We start from the raw sequence: 20,214 nt of genomic DNA on the forward strand, positions 1-20,214 counted from the left end.
GTATCAGAACAGCGTTACCGCACCGCTGCCGGCCTTGTCGGTTTTGAAGTAGGACACATCCTTGTCCAGCGCACCCGCAATCGTGTCGATGGTGCGGCTTTCACGCGCGACAGATTCGGCTGCCAGGGCGTTCTCGTTGCTCATGCTTACGATCTCGGTAACGTACTGGGCAATGTCGTTTGCCGCAGAGCGCTGCTCCGAGAGTGCCTGATGAATCTGCTCCACCTGGCCACAAGCTGCGCGCGCAGAATCTCGTACGCCGGCCATCGCACTCTGCGCCTGTTCTGCCAGTGCAACACAGCCCTCAACGCGCGCCACGCTGTCTTCAATGGTTTCCGCGATACGCTGAGTCGCGATGTGCACTTCAGAAATCATCTGCCCGATGGAGTTCGTCGACGTGCCGGTGCGGTCAGCCAGTTTGCGCACCTCGTCTGCAACAACTGCAAACCCTCGCCCAGCCTCGCCGGCACGCGCTGCTTCGATCGCCGCATTGAGCGCGAGCAGGTTGGTCTGGTCTGCGATGCCGCGAATCTCGGTAACGATGCTGCTGATGGCATTGGCGCGCGAATCCAGCTCACCAATCTGTGCCTTGGCCTCGCCCACGGTCTCGGCAACCCCCTTCACTTCGTTGGCCACATGCTCGATGGCGTAGCTGTTGCTGATTGCCACCTCACCCATTGTCGAAACGTCCTCATTGGCCTGCCCCGCCTGCGCGGAGATCTGCTTGACGCTGGTGGAGAGCTGCTCCACGTGTGCAGCGATCCGTGTCGCCGCCAGGCTCTGTGATTGGCTGTTGCCCGCAAGCTGCTGCGATTGCTGACTCAGATCAGCAGCGGCTCCCAACATCATGGAAGCCTGCTTGCGCAAGCCAGAGGCCACATCCGTCCAGCGCGCCCGCATCGCCGACAGTTTGGCGATGAGACTTTGCTGATCGCCCCCACGGACTTTGACGTCATGGGTCAGGTCGCCCGCCGCCAGCTTGTGCGCAAACTCGGCGCCCACAACAGGCTCATCGCCAATGATGGCGATCACACGCCGATACAACAGCACCCCGGCCGTCACGATCAAGCCGATCAGTGCCGCCCCCAGCACCACCATGGTGGTTCGCGTCACAACGATTGCCGCCTGCACCCCAGCGGTCGTCTCCGCCTGTTTGGCTTCGATCAAATGAGACAACGCCAGCACACGCTCCTGCACGATCTCTGACTGCCGATCAAACCCATCCGGGGCCTTCATGATCGCATTCCCTGCTGCGCGATTTTGCCCGTAAGCCGCCACCATGCGCACGCCGGTCTCGTGCAGCGCCTTGCTGGCCTCAGACAGGGCAGCCAACTCGTCGCGCAGCTCCGGCGCCAACTGCCTGACCTTGTCGAGCTCGGCCAGCACCGACTGGTAGGCCTTTAGCCCGTCTTCCACACCATCGGCCTCACCGGTAGCCGATGCATCAGTCAGGTATTGCTGGATCTGGACAACCTGCAGGCGAACCTCGGCAAACGCCTCGGTCATCTTGTCAGTAACGGTGTGTTCCTGTTCGCTGAGTGCATTCAACCGCGTCAGTTCGACCACCACCACAGCACTCATGATCGCTACCAGGACAACCGTCGTACCCACAAAGGTTTGCAGCAATGGCTTGATCTTCTTGTTCATGAATGCGTTCCGTCAGTTTAACCATCTCAATAGGTTGGCTATATCGGAGAACTTACGGGCCCCCCGTACAAAACTTGAGACGCATCCAGACCGAAAGCGGCACTTGGCCGGCCGGGACACACGATGTCACCGATTTCCAGCTGCCTGCCCGTGGGCGCAGGGCGCCACAGCGATGCGTTTCTCCGTAAACTGCGCCCATCCCTCCTCTCTCCACTGACCAACATGACCACTCCCCAGCTCGACCCCGTCTCGGCCCGCATCCTCGGCGTGCTTGTTGAAAAGGAAAAAACCGTTCCCGACAGCTACCCCTTGTCACTGAACGCGCTGCAGACCGGTTGCAACCAGAAGACCAGCCGCCACCCGGTGATGGACCTGAGCGAATCGCAGCTGTTACAAACCATCGATACCTTGAGCGACGGCGTGTGGATCATTGCCAGTTCGGGCAACCGGGTCACGCGCTACAGCCACAACATCCCGCGCGTACTGGGCATCGGCGCTGCGGCGACCGCCCTGCTCGCTACGCTGCTGCTGCGCGGCCCCCAAACAGCCGCCGAGTTGCGCGCAAACAGCGAACGCCTCTACCGCTTCGCCGACGTCTCCTCTGTCGAAGCCTTTCTCGAAGAGCTGTCGCAGCGCGCCAACGGTGCGCTGGTCACACTTCTGCCCCGCGCCCCCGGCGCACGCGAAGCGCGCTGGGCCCACCTGTTGTGCGGCGAACCGGAAGTCCCGGCCGCGAGCAGCCACAGCGTGCGAACCGACAGCAGTGGCCTCGCCGAACGCGTGACGGCGCTCGAAGAAGAAGTCGCACGCCTCGCCGCCATCGTCGCGCGACTGGCTCCTGCGGCTCCCGACGAGGCTGCATGACCCTGCGCGACCACTGGCTGCACGAGAGTGGCGGCCTGGTTTGGCACTGGCGCGCCCTGCGTCATCGCCAAAGCCTCTGGTCGCCCTTCTGCCACACTGTCGCTGGCTGGCTCGACACTTGGGCGGCCCCGCGCGACAAACTGTTGATCATCGGCCCCAGCGCGGGCTACACCCTGGGCGCCGACTGGCTGCACAGCTGGGGTGAAGTGGCCGCGTGCGAGCCGGACCCGTTCGCGCGCTGGTTGCTGCAAAGGCGCATGGCGCGCCACATCCACTTCCACCGCATCAACGTGTTCGCGCCCGGCGGCCTGCGCATGCTGGTTCAGGCATTTCCCCACCATGCACTGCTTTTCTCCAACGTCCTTGGCCAGTGCGCGCCACGCGACGCCACGGCGGCACGCTGGTACGCCGATTTACATGCAGCGCTGCGCGGCCATCACTGGGCGAGCTATCACGACGTAGCCTCCAGCAATCGGGCACCAGACAAGGCAGAGCCTGCGCCTCAAGCTGACGCGGCATCACTGGAATCCGTGCTGGCGCAGTTCTGGCAAGGCGGCGAGCTGGCAATCACGGACCATGGCACATTCGGACTTGGCCTTGCCGATCCGCGAAAAGCAGAAAGCCCGCTGTTGGAGCGGGCTTTCGCAGTGTGGCGGCTGCGCCCCGACCAACATCATCTGGTCGAATGGCTCAGCCATGTGCCGACGTGATTCAGTGCGCGGTTGCGTGTTCGCGAGCCGGCTGGAAGATCGGCATGGCGGGCAACGAGTGATCGGATTCAAGCAGCCCCAGTTCAGTCAGTTGCTGCACCAGGCTATCCGGATCCCCCAGCTGGGCAAGCATGGCGCGCAATTTCAGCCACGGCGTCTTGCCATCAATCAGGATCAGGGCCGCACGCAAGCGCTGATGCAGGCCATAGCTACGATCCCCTACGGCCAGACGACCCAGTTCAGTCTTGTAGAAAATTTCCACGTCGAACATGCTTCCTCCTCGCTTGCTCTGACTCACTCAAGAAGCGTGCCGAACGGGTTTTGTCTATGTTCCAACCCGATATCCGGTACGCAGCAGCCCTCACCCGGTTCCCCCACAGGAACCTGTCTTACAAGGGCAGGCCTATGACTGACATGCTAGTGAGATTACGGCTGACGAAAGCGCGTCCTGAAGGGTGGTTGACCGGTGGACAAACGGGCAGCTGGACGGCTGGGCATGTGCCCGAATTCGGCAGCTTGCAGGCCCTCTTTCGTCAGCTGAACCAGATTTATCAAATCAGGGAAAATTGATTTGGAATGCAAACCAAATTGCGCAGCCTGTTGCATTGCGCCCTCCATTACCTCGCCCCTGCCGGGCATGCCTCAGGGCAAACCCGCAGGCGTGCCTTGCGTGCAGCTGACACCCGATCTGCGCTGCGCGGTGTTCGGAAAACCGGAGCGCCCGGCCTTTTGCGGCGGCCTGCAGCCCAGTGCAGAGATGTGTGGTGACGGGCGCGAGCACGCCATCCACTGGCTGACGCAGCTGGAAACAGCAACACGGCCTGACACACAGCCCGGCCTATAATCCGCGCTCCTTTCCCAAGACCGCACCATGGACCTCATCCTGCTCCTCAAGGCCGCGATTCTCGGCATCGTCGAAGGCCTCACCGAATTCCTGCCCATCTCCTCCACGGGCCACCTCATCCTTGCCGGCAGCCTGCTCGACTTCAATGACGAGCGCGGCAAGCTGTTCGAGATCGTCATCCAGTCCGGCGCCATCCTCGCCATCGTGTGGGAATACCGCCAGCGCATCGGCCACACGCTCGCCAATGCGCGGCACGACGCCACGGCGCGCCGCTTCCTGCTCAACATCGCCATCGCCTTCGTGCCGCTGGCGGCGCTGGGGCTGGCCTTTGGCAAGAACATCAAGGCACATCTGTTCAATGCGCCGGTTGTGGCGGGCGCATTCATCATCGGCGGCTTCTTCATCCTGTGGGCCGAACGCCGTGCGCACACAGTGCGTGTGGGCGAGGTGGAAGACATGACACCCATCGATGCGCTCAAGATGGGCCTCGCCCAGGCCTGCGCGCTCATACCCGGCACCTCGCGCAGCGGCGCCACCATCATCGGCGGGCTGTTCTTCGGCCTGTCACGCAAGGCGGCGACGGAGTTCTCGTTCTTCCTCGCGATTCCCACCCTGGGGCTGGCCGGGCTGTATTCGCTCTACAAGGAGCGCGCCCTGCTGTCGTTTGACGACATCGGCATGTGGGTTGTCGGTCTTGTCTCGGCCTTCGTCTCGGCCTTCCTGTGCGTGCGCTGGCTGCTGCGCTACATCGCCAGTCACGACTTCACCATCTTTGCCTGGTATCGCATCGCCTTTGGCCTGCTGATCCTGCTGACCTGGCAGATGGACTGGGTGAGCTGGGTCGATCACTGAGCCGCATGCTCATCTACCTGCACGGCTTCCGCTCCGGTCCACAGTCCGGCAAGTTGCTGGCGCTGCAGCAGCGCATGGCCGAGCTGGGCTGTGCCGATCAGCTGTGGGGCGAACAGCTGCGCTGGGGGCCGGACGAGGCCATTGCGCAACTCAGCGCAGTCATCGAAGCCAGCGCAACACCGCCAACGCTGGTGGGCAGTTCGCTGGGCGGCTTCTACGCCGCGCATCTGGCGGAGCGATTCGACCTGCGCGCGGTGCTGATCAACCCAGCCATTGCGCCGCATCGTCTGCTGTCGCAATGGCTGGGCACGCAGACACAGATCTATACCGGGGAGTGTTTCGAGGTGCATGCAGAACACATGGAAGCACTGCGCGCCCTGCAGGTGACGCACTACCGCTCGCCGGACAAGCTGTGGCTGATGGTCGAGACCGGCGACGAGACGCTGGACTACCGCGAGGCGGTGGCCCACTTCGCGGGCGCGCGGCAGGACATCTTCCCCGGCGGCGATCACCGCTTCTCGCGCTGGGAGGCGTGCATCGACGACGTGCTGCGCTTCGCCGGTCTGCTCAGCACCTGATCCAGCGGCGCGCCAGCAGCGCTGCGGGCAGTGCCAGTGCCGCCATGCCCAGCACGATGACCGCCCCTGCGGGCAGGTCGGCCAGGGCTGACAGCGCGAGTCCGACGACAAAGGCCAGCGCCCCCAGCAGATAGCCGGCCACCATCCTGCGCAGGCCGTCGAGGCCGCGCGTCGCCAGCGCCGGCACGATGAGGCAGGCAAAGACGAGATAGACGCCGACCAGCTGCACCGAGGCCGTCACGGCCAGCGCAAAGACGGCGTGAAAGAACAGCCGGTGCTGGCGAAACGCGCCGCCGAGTTGCCATAGCAGACCAATCGCGGCGGTCACGCAGGCCATGGCCCACAGCTGTGTCTCACCCACCCAGAGAATTTGCCCGACGAGCAGGTCGCGCAGATGCTCGCCGCCATGCGGGTTGCCTGCCAGCAGGACGAGGCCGGCGCACGAGGCGAGCACGAACAGCACGCCGATCAGCGCCTCCTGAATCTCGGGCCAGCGCTTTTCGGTCCACGTGAGCACCAACGCGCCGAGCAGGGCTGCGCTGACGGCCGACACCTGCACCGCCCAGCCGCCCTCGCCCAGATCAAGCACATCGGCGGCTATCACGCCCAGGCCCGCGATCTGCGCAATCGCCAGGTCGATGAAGACGATGCCGCGCCCGAGCACCTGACAGCCCAGCGGCACATGCGTCAGCAACACCAGCAGGCCGGCAATGAAAGCGGGCCCGAGGATGCCGGCATCCAGCGCGGCAAGCGTCATCGCAGCGCCGTCAGCAAGGTGGCGATGGTGTCATCAAACAGCGCGAACAGATCGCCCGCGCGCGGGCTCCCCCCCACCGTGAAAGGCAGCACCGCAACGGGCAGTCTGGCGCGTGCGGAAAGCCACTCTGCAGCGCGCCCGTCGTTGTAGGCCGCACGCACGATGAGCTGCGGCCGTTGCGTGGGCAGACTGGCAAGCAAGCCGGCCAGATGCGCGCTGGAGGGCTCGACGCCGGGCTTGGGCTCCAGCGTGCCGACCTCGCGCAACCCCAGCCAGTTCTGCAGGTAGGCCAGGTCACGGTGATGCACGACGATGGCGACCCCGCGCAAGGGCGTGGCCTCGCGTTCCCAGCGTTGCATCGCACTGCGCCAGCGCCGCGAGAAGTCGGCCAGGCGCGACTGATAGACCCCGGCATTGCCCGCATCGAGCGTGACAAGTCGCTGGCTCACGGCCTCGGCGACCAGCAGGATGTTGCGCGCATCAAGGTGGATGTGCGGGTTGCCGGCCGCGTGCACGTCGCCATCGGCGCGATCAAAACGCGTCGGCACTTCGAGCCGCTGCACCAGCGCAGCCGCCTCCAGGTAGCCGGGCTTGCCCGGTTGCACGGCCGCGTTGCCCGACTGGCGCAACAGCAGCGGCAACCAGCCAGTCTCCAGCTCGGCGCCCGTGCACACCAGCAGGTCGGCATTGCGTACGGCAGCGATGAGACTGGGCCGCGCCTGAATGTGATGCGGATCCTGCTGGGCGGTGGTGGCGGTGTAAATCGACACCTTGTCGCCCCCCAGCTCGCCCAGCAAGGCGCCCCACTCGGGCTCGCATGCCACGGCACGCAAACCCGCCTGGGCAGACAGGGAGAAACTCGCGCAGACAGCCAGAATGAGCCAACGCATCATGATCAGAACCCGTGCGCGCCGTGGGCGCCAAGACTCATCTGGTACTGCAGGAAGACCTGCCGGTCAGGCTGGTTCTCGCGCGAGCGATCGTTGGCAAACTGCAGACGCACGCGGCTGAACTCGCTGGGGCTCCAGTCCACCATCACGCTGTGCTTGCGCGGCTTGTAGTCAGGGTTGGCGAGGTTGCTGCTGTTGCCGGTGTAATCGACCTTGCCGCTGTCGAGCCAGTCGTAGCGATAGCCGGTGCGCCAGGCGGGCAGGAACTGCCAGACGGCCTGCGCGTAAGCCCCCGACTGCTGCGAACGATAGCGGTCGGCAGACGCCGTGCCGTCCTTGTCGTAGACCAGCTCGCCCACCTCCTTGCGGCGGAAGTACTCGCCCTGCAGCTTGAAGCTGGTGCGCCGCGCATCGCCGTTCGGCGCCCACTTCCAGATGAAATCAGCCACCCACAGACGCGAACTGCCGCTGAAGGTGTTGGTGACCTCGGAACCGGCGAGGTCGATGTCGCTATGCTCACGCGCCGACGGGTTGGCGCGCAGCCAGGCCAGCCCGGCGCGCCAGCTGTGGCTGGCACCGATATCGCCACCGACATGGCCGAACAGCGACTGCGCGCCACTGCTGTTGCGGCTGCGGTCACTGCCGGGGAAGTTGCTGCCGCGCCCGGCCTCAGCGCCCAGCTCGATGAACGTGTTGCTGGGCGCCAGCCACTTGAGCTGCACGCCGTCCTGCCCGAACTGCCCCCCCAGGAAGGCCTGGTAGGCGAGCGGCGCATCCACGAAGTCCCAGGTGTGCGCGTGTTGTTCGTTGAGGTAACCGATGCCCGAGAAGTAGCGCCCGGCCTTCAGCTTGAGCCCGGCCGGCAGGCTGGTCGTCTGGATGAAAGCCTCTTCGACCCCCACTTCGTTCTCGCTCGACAAGGCGATGTTGGCCTGACCGTAGAACAGACGATCCACGTTGGCCGACAGCCCCAGCTCCGACTCGCCAAGGCTGAAGCCGCGCGAGCCCGGCCCGATCTCGCCACCCGGCACGAAGCCCTTGATGCGATAGCCCTCGGGGTCCTTCTGCAGATTGGCATACGTGCCACTCAGGATGAGGGACACAGCGGGGTTGAAGGCGGTATCGCCGCTCTGGCGCGCAGCCTTGTCGGCACTGGCGGGAGCTGCGGCCGGTGTCGCCGCGGCTGTTGCGGCAGGGGTGGCCGCCTGCTTGGTCTCGGCTTGCTTGAGCCGCGACTCCAGCTCGCCGACGCGCGACTCGTAAGCCTTGCGCAGCGCATCGACTTCGGCACGCAGCTTTTTCAGGTCGCTGGCGTCATCCGCCAGGACCGGCAGGGAGACAAGGCTCAACGCACTCAGCGTCGCAGCCAGAACGGTACGGTTCAGCATGGAAACTCTCCGAAAGCTTGTGAAGACGGAAAGCGCGCATGCTACACATGCAACTTCATTGCATCAACATCTTTGTTGCCAGTGCATCAGTGTTTACAAAAAGGCCCGGCAGTCAGAAAGGCCGGAGAGTTGGCGAAGACTCCAGTTCAGCCCAGCATGCCGCCATCGCGGCTGATGATGCTGGTGTCGGCGTATCGGGAGGCGCGCCTGCCCTGGCGGAAATCGAAACGCCAGCCGCTGCACTCGAGTACCCCAACCTCGCGTGCTGCCTCAAGGACCGGCATGCGCTCGCTGCGTTTCGCATCGCCCTGGCGTTGCACCAGCTGGATCAGGGCACGCGCAGCAATGTACCCCTCGAGGCTGGACGTGGTCGGCGTCTCGTCCAGCAGCTTGGTGAGGGAGCGGCCGAACTCGCGCACGATGGGCTCGGTGCCCTTGACGGGATTGGGCACCACGCGCGAGAACACCACGCCGGTCGACATCGCCGGCCCTGCGAGCTGCCGGAAGACGGTCGCATCGACCCCGGACGTGACGCAGATGAAGAGGCCGGGATTGCGTGATCGCAGCTGTCTGGTCAGCAGCGCGGCCTGCAAGGTCCCCGCGAGAATGACGACGACCTGCGGCGCAGCGCGCAAGACCGCGTCTGCCACGGCCTGCATGTTGCTGCCGTCCTCACTCAGCAACTTCAGGGCCGGTGTCGGCAAGTCGCGCTCGCGCAGCACCGCCAGGGCGGCATCGCGGGCCGCGGTACTGGCCAGGGCATTGGTATGCACGATCATGAACGATGTGATGCGCCCCTCGGCGTACTGCCGCAGGGTGGCTGCGATCTCCTCACCGTAGGTCGCGCGGAGATAGATGGCGCGCTGCTCATCCCCGGGAAAGCTGACGCCACACTGGGGCGCGAACAAGGCCATGCCGGCGTTGCGCAGCTCGGCCGATTGCAGCACGGCCTGCACGCAAGGCTCGTTGGTGTAACCGAACAGGAAGTTGGCGTTCGCTTCGCGCAGCAGGCGGCGTGTGTTGGCAACAGCCAGTTCGGCGCTGCCGGTATCGTCCAGTACGACGTGTCGCCACAGCCGACCATTGACGCCACCACTGAGGTTCGACTGGTCAAACGCAATCTTGGCGCCGGTAAAGTAATCGCGCCCCATGTTCTGGTTGTCGCCCGACAGGTCGACCGATTGCCCGACCACCCACTCGCCGCGTGCGGCCCGGGCGCTGCCAACGGGTAAGATCAGGGAACTTGATACAGCAAGAGATGACTTCAGGAACTGACGACGTTGCATGGAATTGGCCCTGCACAAAACAGCGCGGATTGTGCAGAGCGCATGGTCGTCATATATGAATTTTCTGTTACACGCAGCAAACGGCCCGGACAGGCGCTGCACTGCTCGCACAACCCTTCTCGATGGCATGACGACAATACGATCCAAGCTGCCGCAGACCGGCACAACCATCTTCACAGTGATGAGCCAGCTGGCCGGCGAGCACGGCGCCATCAATCTTTCGCAGGGTTTCCCGGACTACCCCTGCCCGCCTGCGTTGATCGAAGCCCTGCATCATGCGGCGCAGGCCGGTTTCAACCAGTACGCTCCAATGGCTGGCCTGCCGGCCTTGCGTGAGGCGATTGCCCGCAAGCTGCAGCAAAGCCGCGCGGTGAGCGTAGATCCCGACAATGAAATCACCATCACAGCGGGCGCCACGCAGGCCATCTTCACCGCCGTCGCGGCCGTGCTGCACGCGGGCGACGAAGCCATCGTGATCGATCCGAGCTACGACAGCTACGCGCCAGCCATCGCCGCGCAAGGTGCGCACGCCATACGCATCAGCGCCGGGCTCGATGGCCGCATCGACTGGCCTGCCGTTGCGGACGCGGTGACTCCGCGCACGCGCATGATCCTGATCAACAATCCGAACAACCCGTCGACAGGCGTATTCACCGCAGCCGATCTCGATGCGCTGGCCGATATCGCGGAGCATCATGATCTACTCGTGCTGGCTGACGAGGTCTACGAACACCTGGTCTACGACGGCGTAGAGCATCACAGCGTGCTGGCACATCCGCGCCTGCGACAACGCAGCTTCGCCATCTACTCCTTCGGCAAGACTTTCCACGCCACGGGCTGGAAGATCGGTTACTGCGTGGCTCCGCCAACGCTGAGCAGCGAATTCCGCAAGATCCACCAGTTCCTCGTGTTCTGCGTCAACGCGCCTGCGCAGCACGCCCTGGTCGAAGTGCTGCGCGACCCGACACACTGGCAATCCCTGCCCGCGTTCTTCCAAAGCCGCCGCGACCGCTTGGCGCAGGGACTGCAGGATGCCGGCTTCCAGCTCGTCCCCAGTCGTGGCACCTACTTCCAGCTCGCTGACTACCGCAGCATCCGCGACGACCTCGACGACGTGGCGTTCGCGCGCTGGCTGACCATCGAGCGCGGAGTGGCCTGCATTCCCGTGTCGGTGTTCCATGCCGACGCGCGTCAGCAAGGCCTGGTGCGGTTCTGCTTTGCCAAGCAGGAAGCCACGCTGGACGCTGCCATCGCACGGCTCAAATGAGAACGGCGCCCGCAGGCGCCGTTCCCGGACGCAACGCTATTACTTGAAGTAGTACTGCTGCAGCAGCGACGGTCCCGGCGTCGGGTAAGTCCAGCCCCAGGGCATCTTTTCGTAAACGTTCTGCAGACGTACGCTGCGAATACCGTTGGCCTTCGGCGGCGAGACCGTACCCAGCACTTCGAGTTCGTCAGCGGCGATGTCGAGGATCTGACGGAACAGCGGATCGGCTTCGGCGTCATTCTTCGCGTCTTTCCACTGATCGTAGAGCTGCAGACGCCTCTTCATGCTGGGCGGAGGCTCTTCGCCACGCTTGCCGCCGCTCTCGTACCACTGCACCCACAGCAGACTCTGGCGCGACTCACGCGGATGGATGGCGAGCACGCCACGCAGATCCTGCGTCGGGTCATAGCCGCCAGCGATCTGGTCCACGCTCATGTCGTAGTCGTTGGCACTGGCGCGGTCGTAGTACAGCGTGCGCTCAGAGGCATTGATCTGCAGGTCGAGACCGAGCTTCGCCCATTGCTTGCGCAGCACCTCCAGCATATCCACCTGGTACTGCGAGCCCAGACTGACGATGACCCCCATGCTGATGCGCCCACCGGCCGGGTACTGACGGAAGCCATCCGCGTCACGCCTGGTCAGACCGAGCTTGTCGAGCAAAGCATTGGCGGCCTTCAGGTCGTACTTCGTGTATTGCTTGGCCAGCCTCTCGTTGTAGAACTTGTTGGCGCGTGCGGGGCCGATCTGCCAGGGCTCACCCTGTCCAAGGAACACCAGATCGTTGATCTCCTGGCGATACATGCCCAGTGACAACGCAACGCGGAAATCCTTGTTGCGGAAGAGCGGGCGCAGCTTTTCGTTCTTCGTCGACTGGTTGATGAAGATACCCGCCGCGGTAGCGTTGATGTCCGGCAGCGCCAGCATCTTGTAACGCCCCTTGGCTTCGTTCTCGCTGAGCAGCGGCAGGTTCTGCGTGTTCTGGATGTGGCGGATCTGCAGGTCAAGCTGACCGCTGACCGCAGCCAGCACAATGGTCTCGACATCCGAGACAACCTTGAAGTCGAGCTTGTCGATATACGGCAGCTGGTTGCCGGCCGTGTCGACCTGCCAGAAATAGGGATTGCGGCGCATGACCACACGCGTTGCGCCACCGTGGTAAGGCTGCTCGATCACCCAGGGATCCAGAGTCGGTTTGTCGGGATTGCCCCAACGCGTCACCACCTCAAGGTCACCGCACTTCAGGCGCATCAGTGCCACCCAGTCCTGCACGCGCGTAGCGCGCACCTCCTCGTCCACCCGCGGGTTGTACTTGGGATGGAACTGCTGGCAGTAGTGCTTGGGGTACAGCACCGGATGCTGGCCCAGCGGTGTCGCCAGCTCTTCAGTAAAAGTGCGGAATGAGCGCGCAAACTTGAAGCGCACCGTGCGGTCGTCAAGACGGTCGACCTTCACGAATTTGCCGTCCGCCATGTAACGACTCGGTGCAGACGGGAAGAACTGGGCATTCCCAACCAGATCATTCATCGAGAACAGGATGTCCTCGGTGGTAAAAGGTTTGCCATCAGACCACTTGATACCCGCGCGCAGCTTGAAGGTGAACTCGGACGCATCCGGGCTGACCGTCCAGCTTTCGGCAAGATTGCCTTCGAGTCCGGAGAAATTCTTGTTCCAGCGCACCAGACCCTGCGGGCTCACAAAACGCAGGATGGCGTTGCCGTCTCCGCTGCCGCGCAGTGCAGAGCGCAGGGAGCCTCCATAGCTCCCCACCGAGTTCAGCGGCTTGATGACTTCAGGTTTGCTCGGCAAACGCTGTGCCACCGGAGGTAGCTTGCCCAGCTTGACCGCTGCCGCCAACTCAGGCGCCTCGTTGTAGGCCTGTGCTGCGCCCGTTACCAGCATCGCCATGATGGCGATGCTGCGCCCCAGAGGTCGAACGCCTCCAGTCCAGCTCCACTTCTGCTTCATCCAAATCCCCTCAACAAACGCCGCCGTGCAACGACGCAATCGCCGGGGTCATTGCCCCGGCTTGTCTTAACCTCCCGCGCGAACCATCACGAGTCACCTGCCTTGTGCGAGGCAGCACAGCCATTACGGGCTGCGGCGGGGGCATTCCGAACCCGCCATCAATGCGGGCAGCGAAACGGTAACATGTGAAAGATTGTGTAGAACGAGAAAATGGTCACAACAAGCTTCACGGCAGGGACGAACGGAAACTTCGAGGGGCCGTGCGGTGTATGGTCAGCGCGCAGAAAAAACTGCGAGCGAATCGGCCACTCGCTGGATGACAGGGGCCCACTCTCCGCTACGCTGCTGTCGGAACAATCGCGCGCTCGGGTACCACGGCGAATCGTCGCGATCGCGCAGCCAGCGCCAGTCGGATGCTGACTGCAGCAACACCCATAGCGGCCGCCCCAAAGCGCCTGCGAGATGCGCCATCGACGTGCATACCGAGATGACCAGATCGAGGTTCATCATCAAGGCCGCAGTGTCGTCCAGGGATGCGCCGAAGTGCAGCACCTGGCCACTGGCCACGATGGACCTCTCCTCGTCGTCGGCCAGATCTTTCTGCAGGCTGATGAAGGTAATGTCCGGATGCTTGCAGGCCACGAGCTCGCGCAAATGCAGCGAGCGCAGGTGGTTGTCCTTTTGAGCCGGATTGCCGCACCACATGATGCCGACGCGCAATCCACGTCGTTCGCCGAGGCGCTCAGCCCATTCGGCACATCGGCCCGCATCCGCAGAGAGGTACGGTACCCCTGCAGGCAAGGTAGCCAGCTGCGTCCCAAGCGCATGCGGCAGACTCATTAGCGGGCAGTGCAGATCAAACTTCGGCAATGCGTCACCGGCCACGAACACCTCGACGTCCGCCATGCGCTGCGCGAAAGGCAGCAAACCACGCTGCACTTCGAGCACGGCACGCCCGCCTGCGGCCTGCACCGCGGGGACGAAACGCAGGAACTGAATGGTGTCGCCGAGCCCCTGCTCTGCGTACAAGAGAATTGTCTTTCCATGCAGTGGCGCGCCATCCCAGCGCGGTTGCTTAAAGCCACGCTGCGGCGCACTGGCATCACTACGCTGCCAACGCCACTCGTACTTCACCCAACCGGTCTGGTAATCGCCCAGCAAGAGACGGCAACGCGCCTCGTTCCAGTGTGCGTCGGCATAGTCTGGCGCTAGGGCAATAGCCCTGTCGTACGCTTGGAGTGCTTCGTCGAAACGCCCCAGATCCTGCAACAACACGCCACGGTTATTGTGCAGCTCAGGCAACTCGGGATGTACCTGCAGCACCCTCTCCAGATCCGCCAGCGCCTCATCCAGTCGCTGCAGATCGCCCAGCGTCGCCGAACGATTATTGAGCGCAGGCATGTAGGCGGGGGCCAGCACCAGGGCTCGGTCGAAAGACGCAACGGCCTCATCGAGACGGCCCAGCGCACGCAACGCAATGCCGCGGTTACTCCACACCTCGACAGCATCGGTACGCACAGTCAGCACGCGCTCGAACAGGCCCAGTGCTTCCATCGCATCTCCGCATTGCAAACGCAGGGTAGCCAGCATCTGCAGCGGCGCAGGATTATCGGGGTGATGACGCAGCAATTCTCGATAGATTGGCTCAGCCCTATCCATTTCACCGCGCTGATGACAACTCACAGCCATCTGCCACAGCATGGCCATATGTTCGTCACGCTCCCGACCCGGCGATGGCGCAAAAATGTGACTCACGTCAGCCTCTGCCGCACAGCATTCGCAACACCAGCCAGTACCGGCTGCCAATCACCTTGCACCACTTGCCGGTGCAGGCGCGCAGAGGGGTACCAGGGACTGTCCTCGCGATCAAGCAACCACCGCCAGTCATGCGCGTATTGCAACATCACCTCCAGCTGCACCTTCATCACGCCCGCGAGGTGGGCCACCGAAGTGCAGACCGAGACCACCATATCCACTTCGCCCATCAAGGCAGCCGTATCCGCAAAATCCCGCAGGAAGTCCCCAAAGTGTCGCACCTGCCCGCTGGCAACGATCTGTCGCTCTACATCGGTTCTCAGCTCTTTCTGCAAGCTGATCAGCTCAACCCCCTTGGGCATCGCTGCCACCAGATCTGCCAAGGGCAGGGAGCGCAGATCATTGTCCTGTTGGGAGGGATTACCCGACCACACAAGACCTACACGCAATCCATGACGTGGGCCCAATCTCACAACCCACGCCTCTTTCAGCTCAGCGTCAACGGACAAAGGTTGCACAGGCGGTACCGTTTCAACGGTTGTGCCAAACGCCAGCGGCAAACTCAACAAGGGACAATGCAGATCGAAGGAAGGCAAGGCTTCACCACTGGCCAGTACGCCCGCCACACCGGGCAATCCCTGCAACAACGGTTTCAGTGCCCCCTGCACTTCCAGCCAGACCGTCGCGCCGCGTTCGACAAGCAGAGGCACGTAGCGCAGACACTGCAGACTATCGCCAAGTCCTTGCTCCGCATGCAACAGAACCCTGCGTCCGACCAGATCCTCGCCCTGCCACTGGGGCTGTGCAAAATTGCGCTGCGGCGACGTGAAAGCAGGCCGCTGCCAGCGCCACTCATACTCAGCCCAGCCACGTTTGTAGTCGCCCTGCAGCAGACAACAACGCGCGATATTCCAATGAGCATCCGCATATGAAGGGGAAATACGGATCGCCTGCTCATAATCAGACCGCGCCTCTTCAAAACGGCGTGCGTCTTGCAGCAGGATGCCGCGGTTGTTCCAGGCCTCAGCAATGCCGGGCTCAAGGGCAATGGCGCGGCTGCAGTCCTGCAGAGCTTCCTCACCGCGCCTCAGGGCCATCAGGACGGCCGCGCGACTGACAAGCACGTCGGGATTGTCAGGGGACAATATCAGAGACTGGCTACAGGACGCCAATGCTTCCTCCAACCGGCCGAGGCTGCGCAAAACGGCTCCGCGATTCCCTAAGGCCACTGGAAAGCGCGGCATGATCTCAAGCGCACGATCAATCAGCACCAAGGCCACTGCGTGCTGCCCTTGCTGATGCAGTAACACGCCAAGCAGATGCAACGCATGGTGATGCCGTGGCTGGTGTCGCACAATCTCCCGGTACATGGGTTCGGCTTGTGCCAAGGCACCGCGTTGATGTGCTGCCAGCGCCATCTCGAACAAAGCATCGAGGGCCGACGAGGAAGAGGGCGCAGACAGGATGTGCCGCGATGAGGACATGTCAAAACCTGCATGAAACAGCGCATTGGGAATGGCGGAATTGTCTCACGAGCCCGGCACAACAACGCCACAGCGCTATCATCGTGAGCCATGAACACGCCCCAAAACTCACCGCTGGAGCAGGCTCGCCAATTGTTCATGGCGGCCATTGAACATCAGCAAGCCGGCCGCCTGGATGAAGGCATCCATGCACTGCGCGAGGCATTGACACTGGCTCCCACACGCAGCTCCATCCGCTTCAACCTCGCTGCAATGCTGGTGGAGCGGACCGACTACGTGGAAGCAGCCATAGAGTTCCGCAAACTGACTCAGGACGAGCCCGGCAATGCAAAGGCCTGGCAAGGCTTGGGACTATGTCTCGCTCAGACCGGCGACGAACGCAGCGCCATCGAAGCACTGCAACGCGCCCTGTCACTGGATGACGGGCTGGATGTAGCGCGATTCAATCTGGCCAGGGCATTTTCCAAGCTTGGCCAGACGGCCACAGCCATCCAGAATTACCAGCAATTGCTGGCGCTTCACCCCAGGCATCATGAGGCTCATAACAACCTCGCGAACCTGTTGTCGCAAACAGATGCTCCCGCGCTCGCCCTCACCCATTTCACAGCCGCCATCGCGGGGCAGGACAAACCCGCATACCGTCTCAATCGCGCGCGCCTCTACTGTGAACAACGGCAGTTCGATGCAGCCCTCATCGACCTGCAGTACGTCGTGAAGCAAGAACCCGAGCTCGCAATTGGCTGGAGCCTGCTGGCGCATGCAACCTTGGGTACGGGTCACGCAACCTCAGCTCTGGAGCATGCAACGCGAGCCTGCCTCCTGGCTCCGCAAGATGCAGATGCGCACCTGCATCGTGGCAACGCCCTGCTTTCACTTGGCAAACTGCAGGATGCAATCGACGCCTTCAACGCAAGCCTGCGTTGCCGCCCCGGCTTCGCCAAAGCACGCTTCAACCGGGGAATCTGCTCATTGGGGCTTGGCGACTACGATTCCGGCTGGACAGACTTCGAGTCGCGCTGGGAAGACCCTGGCATCCAGCCACATCATCATCGGAGTGCGCCACTCTGGCGCGGAGAGGACATTCGCGGTGCAACGCTCCTGATTCATGCGGAACAAGGTCTCGGCGACACACTTCAGTTCTGTCGATTCGTCCCGCACTTGCTGGATCGCGGGTCGCACATCGTACTGCAGGCCCAATCCTCGCTCTGCGCGCTGCTCTCCCAGCTGCCGGGCATCACCGTGTGCTCGCTGGATGAACCAGCTCCTTCACATGATGTGCAGTGCCCCCTGCTCAATCTGCCGAGCGTCCTGCAAATCAGGCTGGACAACCTGCCGCAACCACCTTACCTGGACGCTCCACCGCAGCTGACCCAAGCCTGGTCAACACGGCTGGATGTACATCCGCGGAGGAACGCTCGCATAGGACTGGTCTGGGCCGGCAATCCGGCGCAGCACAACGATCACAATCGCTCGATGCCTCTGAGCTCGCTGCAAGCATTGCTGGCACTCGACTACACGTTCGTATCTCTGCAACAGAAACCATCCGCACCAGACCTCGCAATCCTCGACACAGATCCTGATATCCTGCGCAGCGGTGAAACTCTGCAGGACTTCGCGGATACGGCCGCACTGATCGCCTCGCTTGATCTCGTCATCAGCGTGTGCACATCGGTCGCACATCTGGCAGGCGCCATGAACAAGCCCTGCTGGGTAATGCTCTGCCATGCAGCAGACTGGCGTTGGCTACAGCACCGTAGTGACACCCCCTGGTATCCCGCCATGCGACTTTTCAGACAACCCAGGGCGGGTGACTGGAACAGCGTTGTACAGGACATCTGCAACGCTTTGCCAAAACAACTTTCGCAACACGCGGACTGATGCGTATTCAATAAAAAGGCAGCCCAAAGGCTGCCTTTCAGGTTTCTGACGATCCTTGCAAGCGATCAGAAGTCCTTCAGAATACCGATACGCGTAATGCGTTCATCATTCTTCGTACCGAGATTGCCTGCGAAGTTTGCCGACGTACCCACGAACTTCTCACCAGTCGCGCCTGCAACATTGCGCTCCCAGTCGTTCTTGGCGTAGCCCAGATACAGGGAGGTGTTCTTCGACAAATTGTAGAGCACGCCCAGCATCAGACCCTTGCCGCTGTTGCGGCTGCCATTGCTGGCGCTCAAGTCGTGCAGATGCGAGATGCCTGCACCCAAACCCAGATCACCGATCGAGTAGTTCACAACGAAGTTGGTAGTCTTGGTCTGGAACGGGATCAGAGAACCCGCAACACGGCCCTTGTAGTTGTTGTACTGAGCGGCAAACTTGAGACCCTTAACCGGCTTCAGATTGATGTAGTAGTGGTGATAGATCATGCCGGTTTCAGACGTGGTGGTGCTCACGTCCGCCGTACGACGATGCGTACCATCAACACCGCCGTTCACGTAATCGGTGAACTTGTATTCAACACCGAACGCGTAGGTATCGCCCGACTTCTTGCCCGTACCCGAAGAAGAACCGCCGTCGTTGTTGTCACCGGCCTTGCGGTTGTCGCCGCCGGCAAAACTACCCTTGATCAGGAAGCCCACGGGGCCGAACGACAGGGCCTTCGGATCAGTCCAGAACGAAGTATTACGGTTGGTCAACGAGTCTTCGTGCCATTGCGATACGCCCCACTTCACGCCATCCCAATCCTTCGGCGAAATGGCGTAGGGCTTCTCGGCCAGCTTGTAATCGTTAGACATGATGTCCGCGACACCAAACTGAGTCACGATCGGGCCGAACTGCACCCACATGGCCTTCTTGTCGTTCGAAGCCACGCCAGTCTTGCCTTCGTGCACGTTGCCGTTCGTAAAGCGAATGTCATAGTCGACACCTGCCTTGATGAACTTGTTGACGTCCTCGGTGGCCTTCACGGTCACACGGGTCGCTGCAGCCGAACCGTCTGTTTGCGTTTCAGTGGTCTTGCCACCGGTTGCGCCGCCAGCGCCCGAATCCAGGTTCTGGGTCTTGCGGAACTGATAACCCGCGTCGAATTTGCCACCCACGGTGACTTGCGCAAAAGCGCCGCTGGACATCAGACCAGCCACAGCGACAGCAATGAGCTTCTTATGCATTTGTACTCCCTATGAGACTGAAAAAAGGCAGCCCAAAGGCTGCCTTTCCCGGATGCCGATCGAAAACGATCAGAAGTCCTTGATGATACCGACGCGGACGATCTTCTCGTCGTTCTTCGTGCCAAGGTTGCCGGCGAAGTTGGCCGAGGAGCCGACATACTTTTCACCGGTGGCGCCAGCAGCGTTGCGCTCCCAGTCGTTCTTGGCGTAGCCGAAGTACAGCGAGGTCTGCTTCGACAGGCCGTACCACAGACCGAACATCTGGCCCTTGCCGCTGTTACGGCTGCCGCCGCTATCGCTCAGGTTGTGGTTGTGCGAAACGATGTAACCGACACCGAAGTCACCGATCGTGTAGTTAACCAGGAAGTGCGTGGTCTTGGTCTGGAACGGGATCAGCGAGCCAGCGACACGACCCTTGTAGTTTGCATAGCTGGTAGCAAACTTCAGGCCCTTCATCGGCTTGATGTTGATGTAGTAGTGGTGGAAGATCATGCCGGTTTCGGTCGTGGTGCCGCTGACGTCAGCCGTGCGACGGTGCGTGCCGTCGATACCGCCGTTCACGTAGTCGGTGAACTTGTATTCCACGCCCAGAACGTATGCGTCGCCGGACTTCTTGCCGGTGCCCGAAGCCGAGCCGCCGTCGTTGTTGTCACCAGCCTTGCGGTTGTCGCCGCCGGCGAACGTGCCCTTGAACAGGAAGCCCACGGGGCCGAATGACAGAGCCTTCGGATCGGTCCAGAACGAGGTGTTGCGGTTGGTCAGCGACTCTTCGTGCCACTGAGCCACGCCCCACTTCACGCCTTCCCAGTCCTTCGGCGAA

Annotated in this window: 18 protein-coding genes; 7 read left to right on the forward strand and 11 right to left on the reverse strand. The window is 62.4% G+C overall.

All coding sequences use genetic code 11. The features are described 5' to 3' along the window. Positions 1–3 precede the first annotated feature (3 nt). Entirely contained in the window at positions 4–1,647 is a 1,644-nt protein-coding gene (locus ABEA02_RS16245) for a methyl-accepting chemotaxis protein (RefSeq protein ID WP_345534147.1), read from the reverse strand. A gap of 222 nt (positions 1,648–1,869) precedes the next feature. Between ABEA02_RS16245 and ABEA02_RS16250 the strand changes: the two genes are divergently transcribed. Beyond that, positions 1,870–2,511 (forward strand): YceH family protein, encoded by a 642-nt coding sequence (locus tag ABEA02_RS16250; protein WP_345534148.1) that lies wholly within the window; start codon positions 1,870–1,872, stop codon positions 2,509–2,511. Then, the gene (locus tag ABEA02_RS16255; RefSeq protein WP_345534149.1) at positions 2,508–3,221 is read left to right on the forward strand and encodes a hypothetical protein; all 714 of its coding nucleotides are present in this window, start codon (positions 2,508–2,510) and stop codon (positions 3,219–3,221) included. The genes ABEA02_RS16250 and ABEA02_RS16255 overlap by 4 nt, the downstream gene beginning before the upstream one ends. 1 nt (position 3,222) lies before the next feature. On the opposite strand, the gene ABEA02_RS16260 is transcribed toward ABEA02_RS16255, so the two are convergent. Beyond that, the gene (locus ABEA02_RS16260; protein WP_345534150.1) at positions 3,223–3,492 is read right to left on the reverse strand and encodes a hypothetical protein; all 270 of its coding nucleotides are present in this window, start codon (positions 3,490–3,492) and stop codon (positions 3,223–3,225) included. A gap of 300 nt (positions 3,493–3,792) precedes the next feature. Here ABEA02_RS16260 and ABEA02_RS16265 point away from each other — a divergent pair, with 300 nt between their 5' ends. The 3 genes from ABEA02_RS16265 to ABEA02_RS16275 are packed head-to-tail and all read left to right on the forward strand — an operon-like array spanning position 3,793 to position 5,495. Continuing rightward, complete coding sequence (locus tag ABEA02_RS16265; protein ID WP_345534151.1) at positions 3,793–4,065, forward strand: YkgJ family cysteine cluster protein; 273 nt, start codon at positions 3,793–3,795, stop codon at positions 4,063–4,065. A gap of 27 nt (positions 4,066–4,092) precedes the next feature. Then, entirely contained in the window at positions 4,093–4,917 is an 825-nt protein-coding gene (locus ABEA02_RS16270) for an undecaprenyl-diphosphate phosphatase (protein WP_345534152.1), read from the forward strand. Between the two features lie 5 nt (positions 4,918–4,922). Beyond that, positions 4,923–5,495, forward strand: coding sequence for a YqiA/YcfP family alpha/beta fold hydrolase (locus tag ABEA02_RS16275; protein ID WP_345534153.1), 573 nt, complete (start codon positions 4,923–4,925; stop codon positions 5,493–5,495). Here the strand turns inward: ABEA02_RS16275 and ABEA02_RS16280 are convergent. The 4 genes from ABEA02_RS16280 to ABEA02_RS16295 form a co-directional block, all read right to left on the reverse strand. Continuing rightward, on the reverse strand, positions 5,485–6,252 hold the full coding sequence (locus tag ABEA02_RS16280) for a metal ABC transporter permease (protein ID WP_345534154.1): 768 nt from the start codon (positions 6,250–6,252) through the stop codon (positions 5,485–5,487). The genes ABEA02_RS16275 and ABEA02_RS16280 overlap by 11 nt on opposite strands. Next, complete coding sequence (locus ABEA02_RS16285) at positions 6,249–7,145, reverse strand: metal ABC transporter substrate-binding protein (RefSeq protein WP_345534155.1); 897 nt, start codon at positions 7,143–7,145, stop codon at positions 6,249–6,251. Before ABEA02_RS16285 ends, ABEA02_RS16280 begins: the two co-directional genes overlap by 4 nt. 2 nt (positions 7,146–7,147) lie before the next feature. Then, the gene (locus ABEA02_RS16290; protein WP_345534156.1) at positions 7,148–8,530 is read right to left on the reverse strand and encodes a TonB-dependent receptor; all 1,383 of its coding nucleotides are present in this window, start codon (positions 8,528–8,530) and stop codon (positions 7,148–7,150) included. Between the two features lie 146 nt (positions 8,531–8,676). Then, on the reverse strand, positions 8,677–9,816 hold the full coding sequence (locus ABEA02_RS16295; RefSeq protein ID WP_345534157.1) for an ABC transporter substrate-binding protein: 1,140 nt from the start codon (positions 9,814–9,816) through the stop codon (positions 8,677–8,679). A 127-nt stretch (positions 9,817–9,943) separates the two neighbouring features. Here ABEA02_RS16295 and ABEA02_RS16300 point away from each other — a divergent pair, with 127 nt between their 5' ends. Further along, positions 9,944–11,083, forward strand: a complete 1,140-nt coding sequence (locus ABEA02_RS16300) for a methionine aminotransferase (RefSeq protein ID WP_345534158.1) — start codon at positions 9,944–9,946, stop codon at positions 11,081–11,083. Positions 11,084–11,122: 39 nt separating this feature from the next. Here ABEA02_RS16300 and ABEA02_RS16305 read toward each other — a convergent pair whose 3' ends face one another. From ABEA02_RS16305 to ABEA02_RS16315, 3 genes are all read right to left on the reverse strand, one after another. Further along, complete coding sequence (locus tag ABEA02_RS16305; protein ID WP_345534159.1) at positions 11,123–13,048, reverse strand: ABC transporter substrate-binding protein; 1,926 nt, start codon at positions 13,046–13,048, stop codon at positions 11,123–11,125. 273 nt (positions 13,049–13,321) lie between these two features. Beyond that, entirely contained in the window at positions 13,322–14,803 is a 1,482-nt protein-coding gene (locus tag ABEA02_RS16310; RefSeq protein WP_345534160.1) for a tetratricopeptide repeat protein, read from the reverse strand. Then, positions 14,800–16,287: a tetratricopeptide repeat protein gene (locus ABEA02_RS16315; RefSeq protein ID WP_345534161.1), complete on the reverse strand. Its 1,488-nt coding sequence runs from the start codon at positions 16,285–16,287 to the stop codon at positions 14,800–14,802. The genes ABEA02_RS16310 and ABEA02_RS16315 overlap by 4 nt, the downstream gene beginning before the upstream one ends. A 90-nt stretch (positions 16,288–16,377) precedes the next feature. Here ABEA02_RS16315 and ABEA02_RS16320 point away from each other — a divergent pair, with 90 nt between their 5' ends. Further along, a complete protein-coding gene (locus ABEA02_RS16320; RefSeq protein ID WP_345534162.1) occupies positions 16,378–18,165 on the forward strand; it encodes a tetratricopeptide repeat protein in 1,788 nt (595 codons plus the stop codon). 65 nt (positions 18,166–18,230) lie between these two features. Here the strand turns inward: ABEA02_RS16320 and ABEA02_RS16325 are convergent, their stop codons facing one another. Both ABEA02_RS16325 and ABEA02_RS16330 read right to left on the reverse strand, forming a co-directional pair. Further along, on the reverse strand, positions 18,231–19,394 hold the full coding sequence (locus ABEA02_RS16325; RefSeq protein ID WP_345534163.1) for a porin: 1,164 nt from the start codon (positions 19,392–19,394) through the stop codon (positions 18,231–18,233). A 69-nt stretch (positions 19,395–19,463) separates the two neighbouring features. Further along, positions 19,464–20,214: hypothetical protein (locus tag ABEA02_RS16330; RefSeq protein ID WP_345534164.1), on the reverse strand; the 751-nt coding region annotated here is incomplete at its 5' end.

Origin of the sequence: Viridibacterium curvum (genome assembly GCF_039544165.1) — a bacterium.
In the GTDB taxonomy this organism is placed as follows: Bacteria; Pseudomonadota; Gammaproteobacteria; order Burkholderiales; family Rhodocyclaceae; genus Viridibacterium; species Viridibacterium curvum.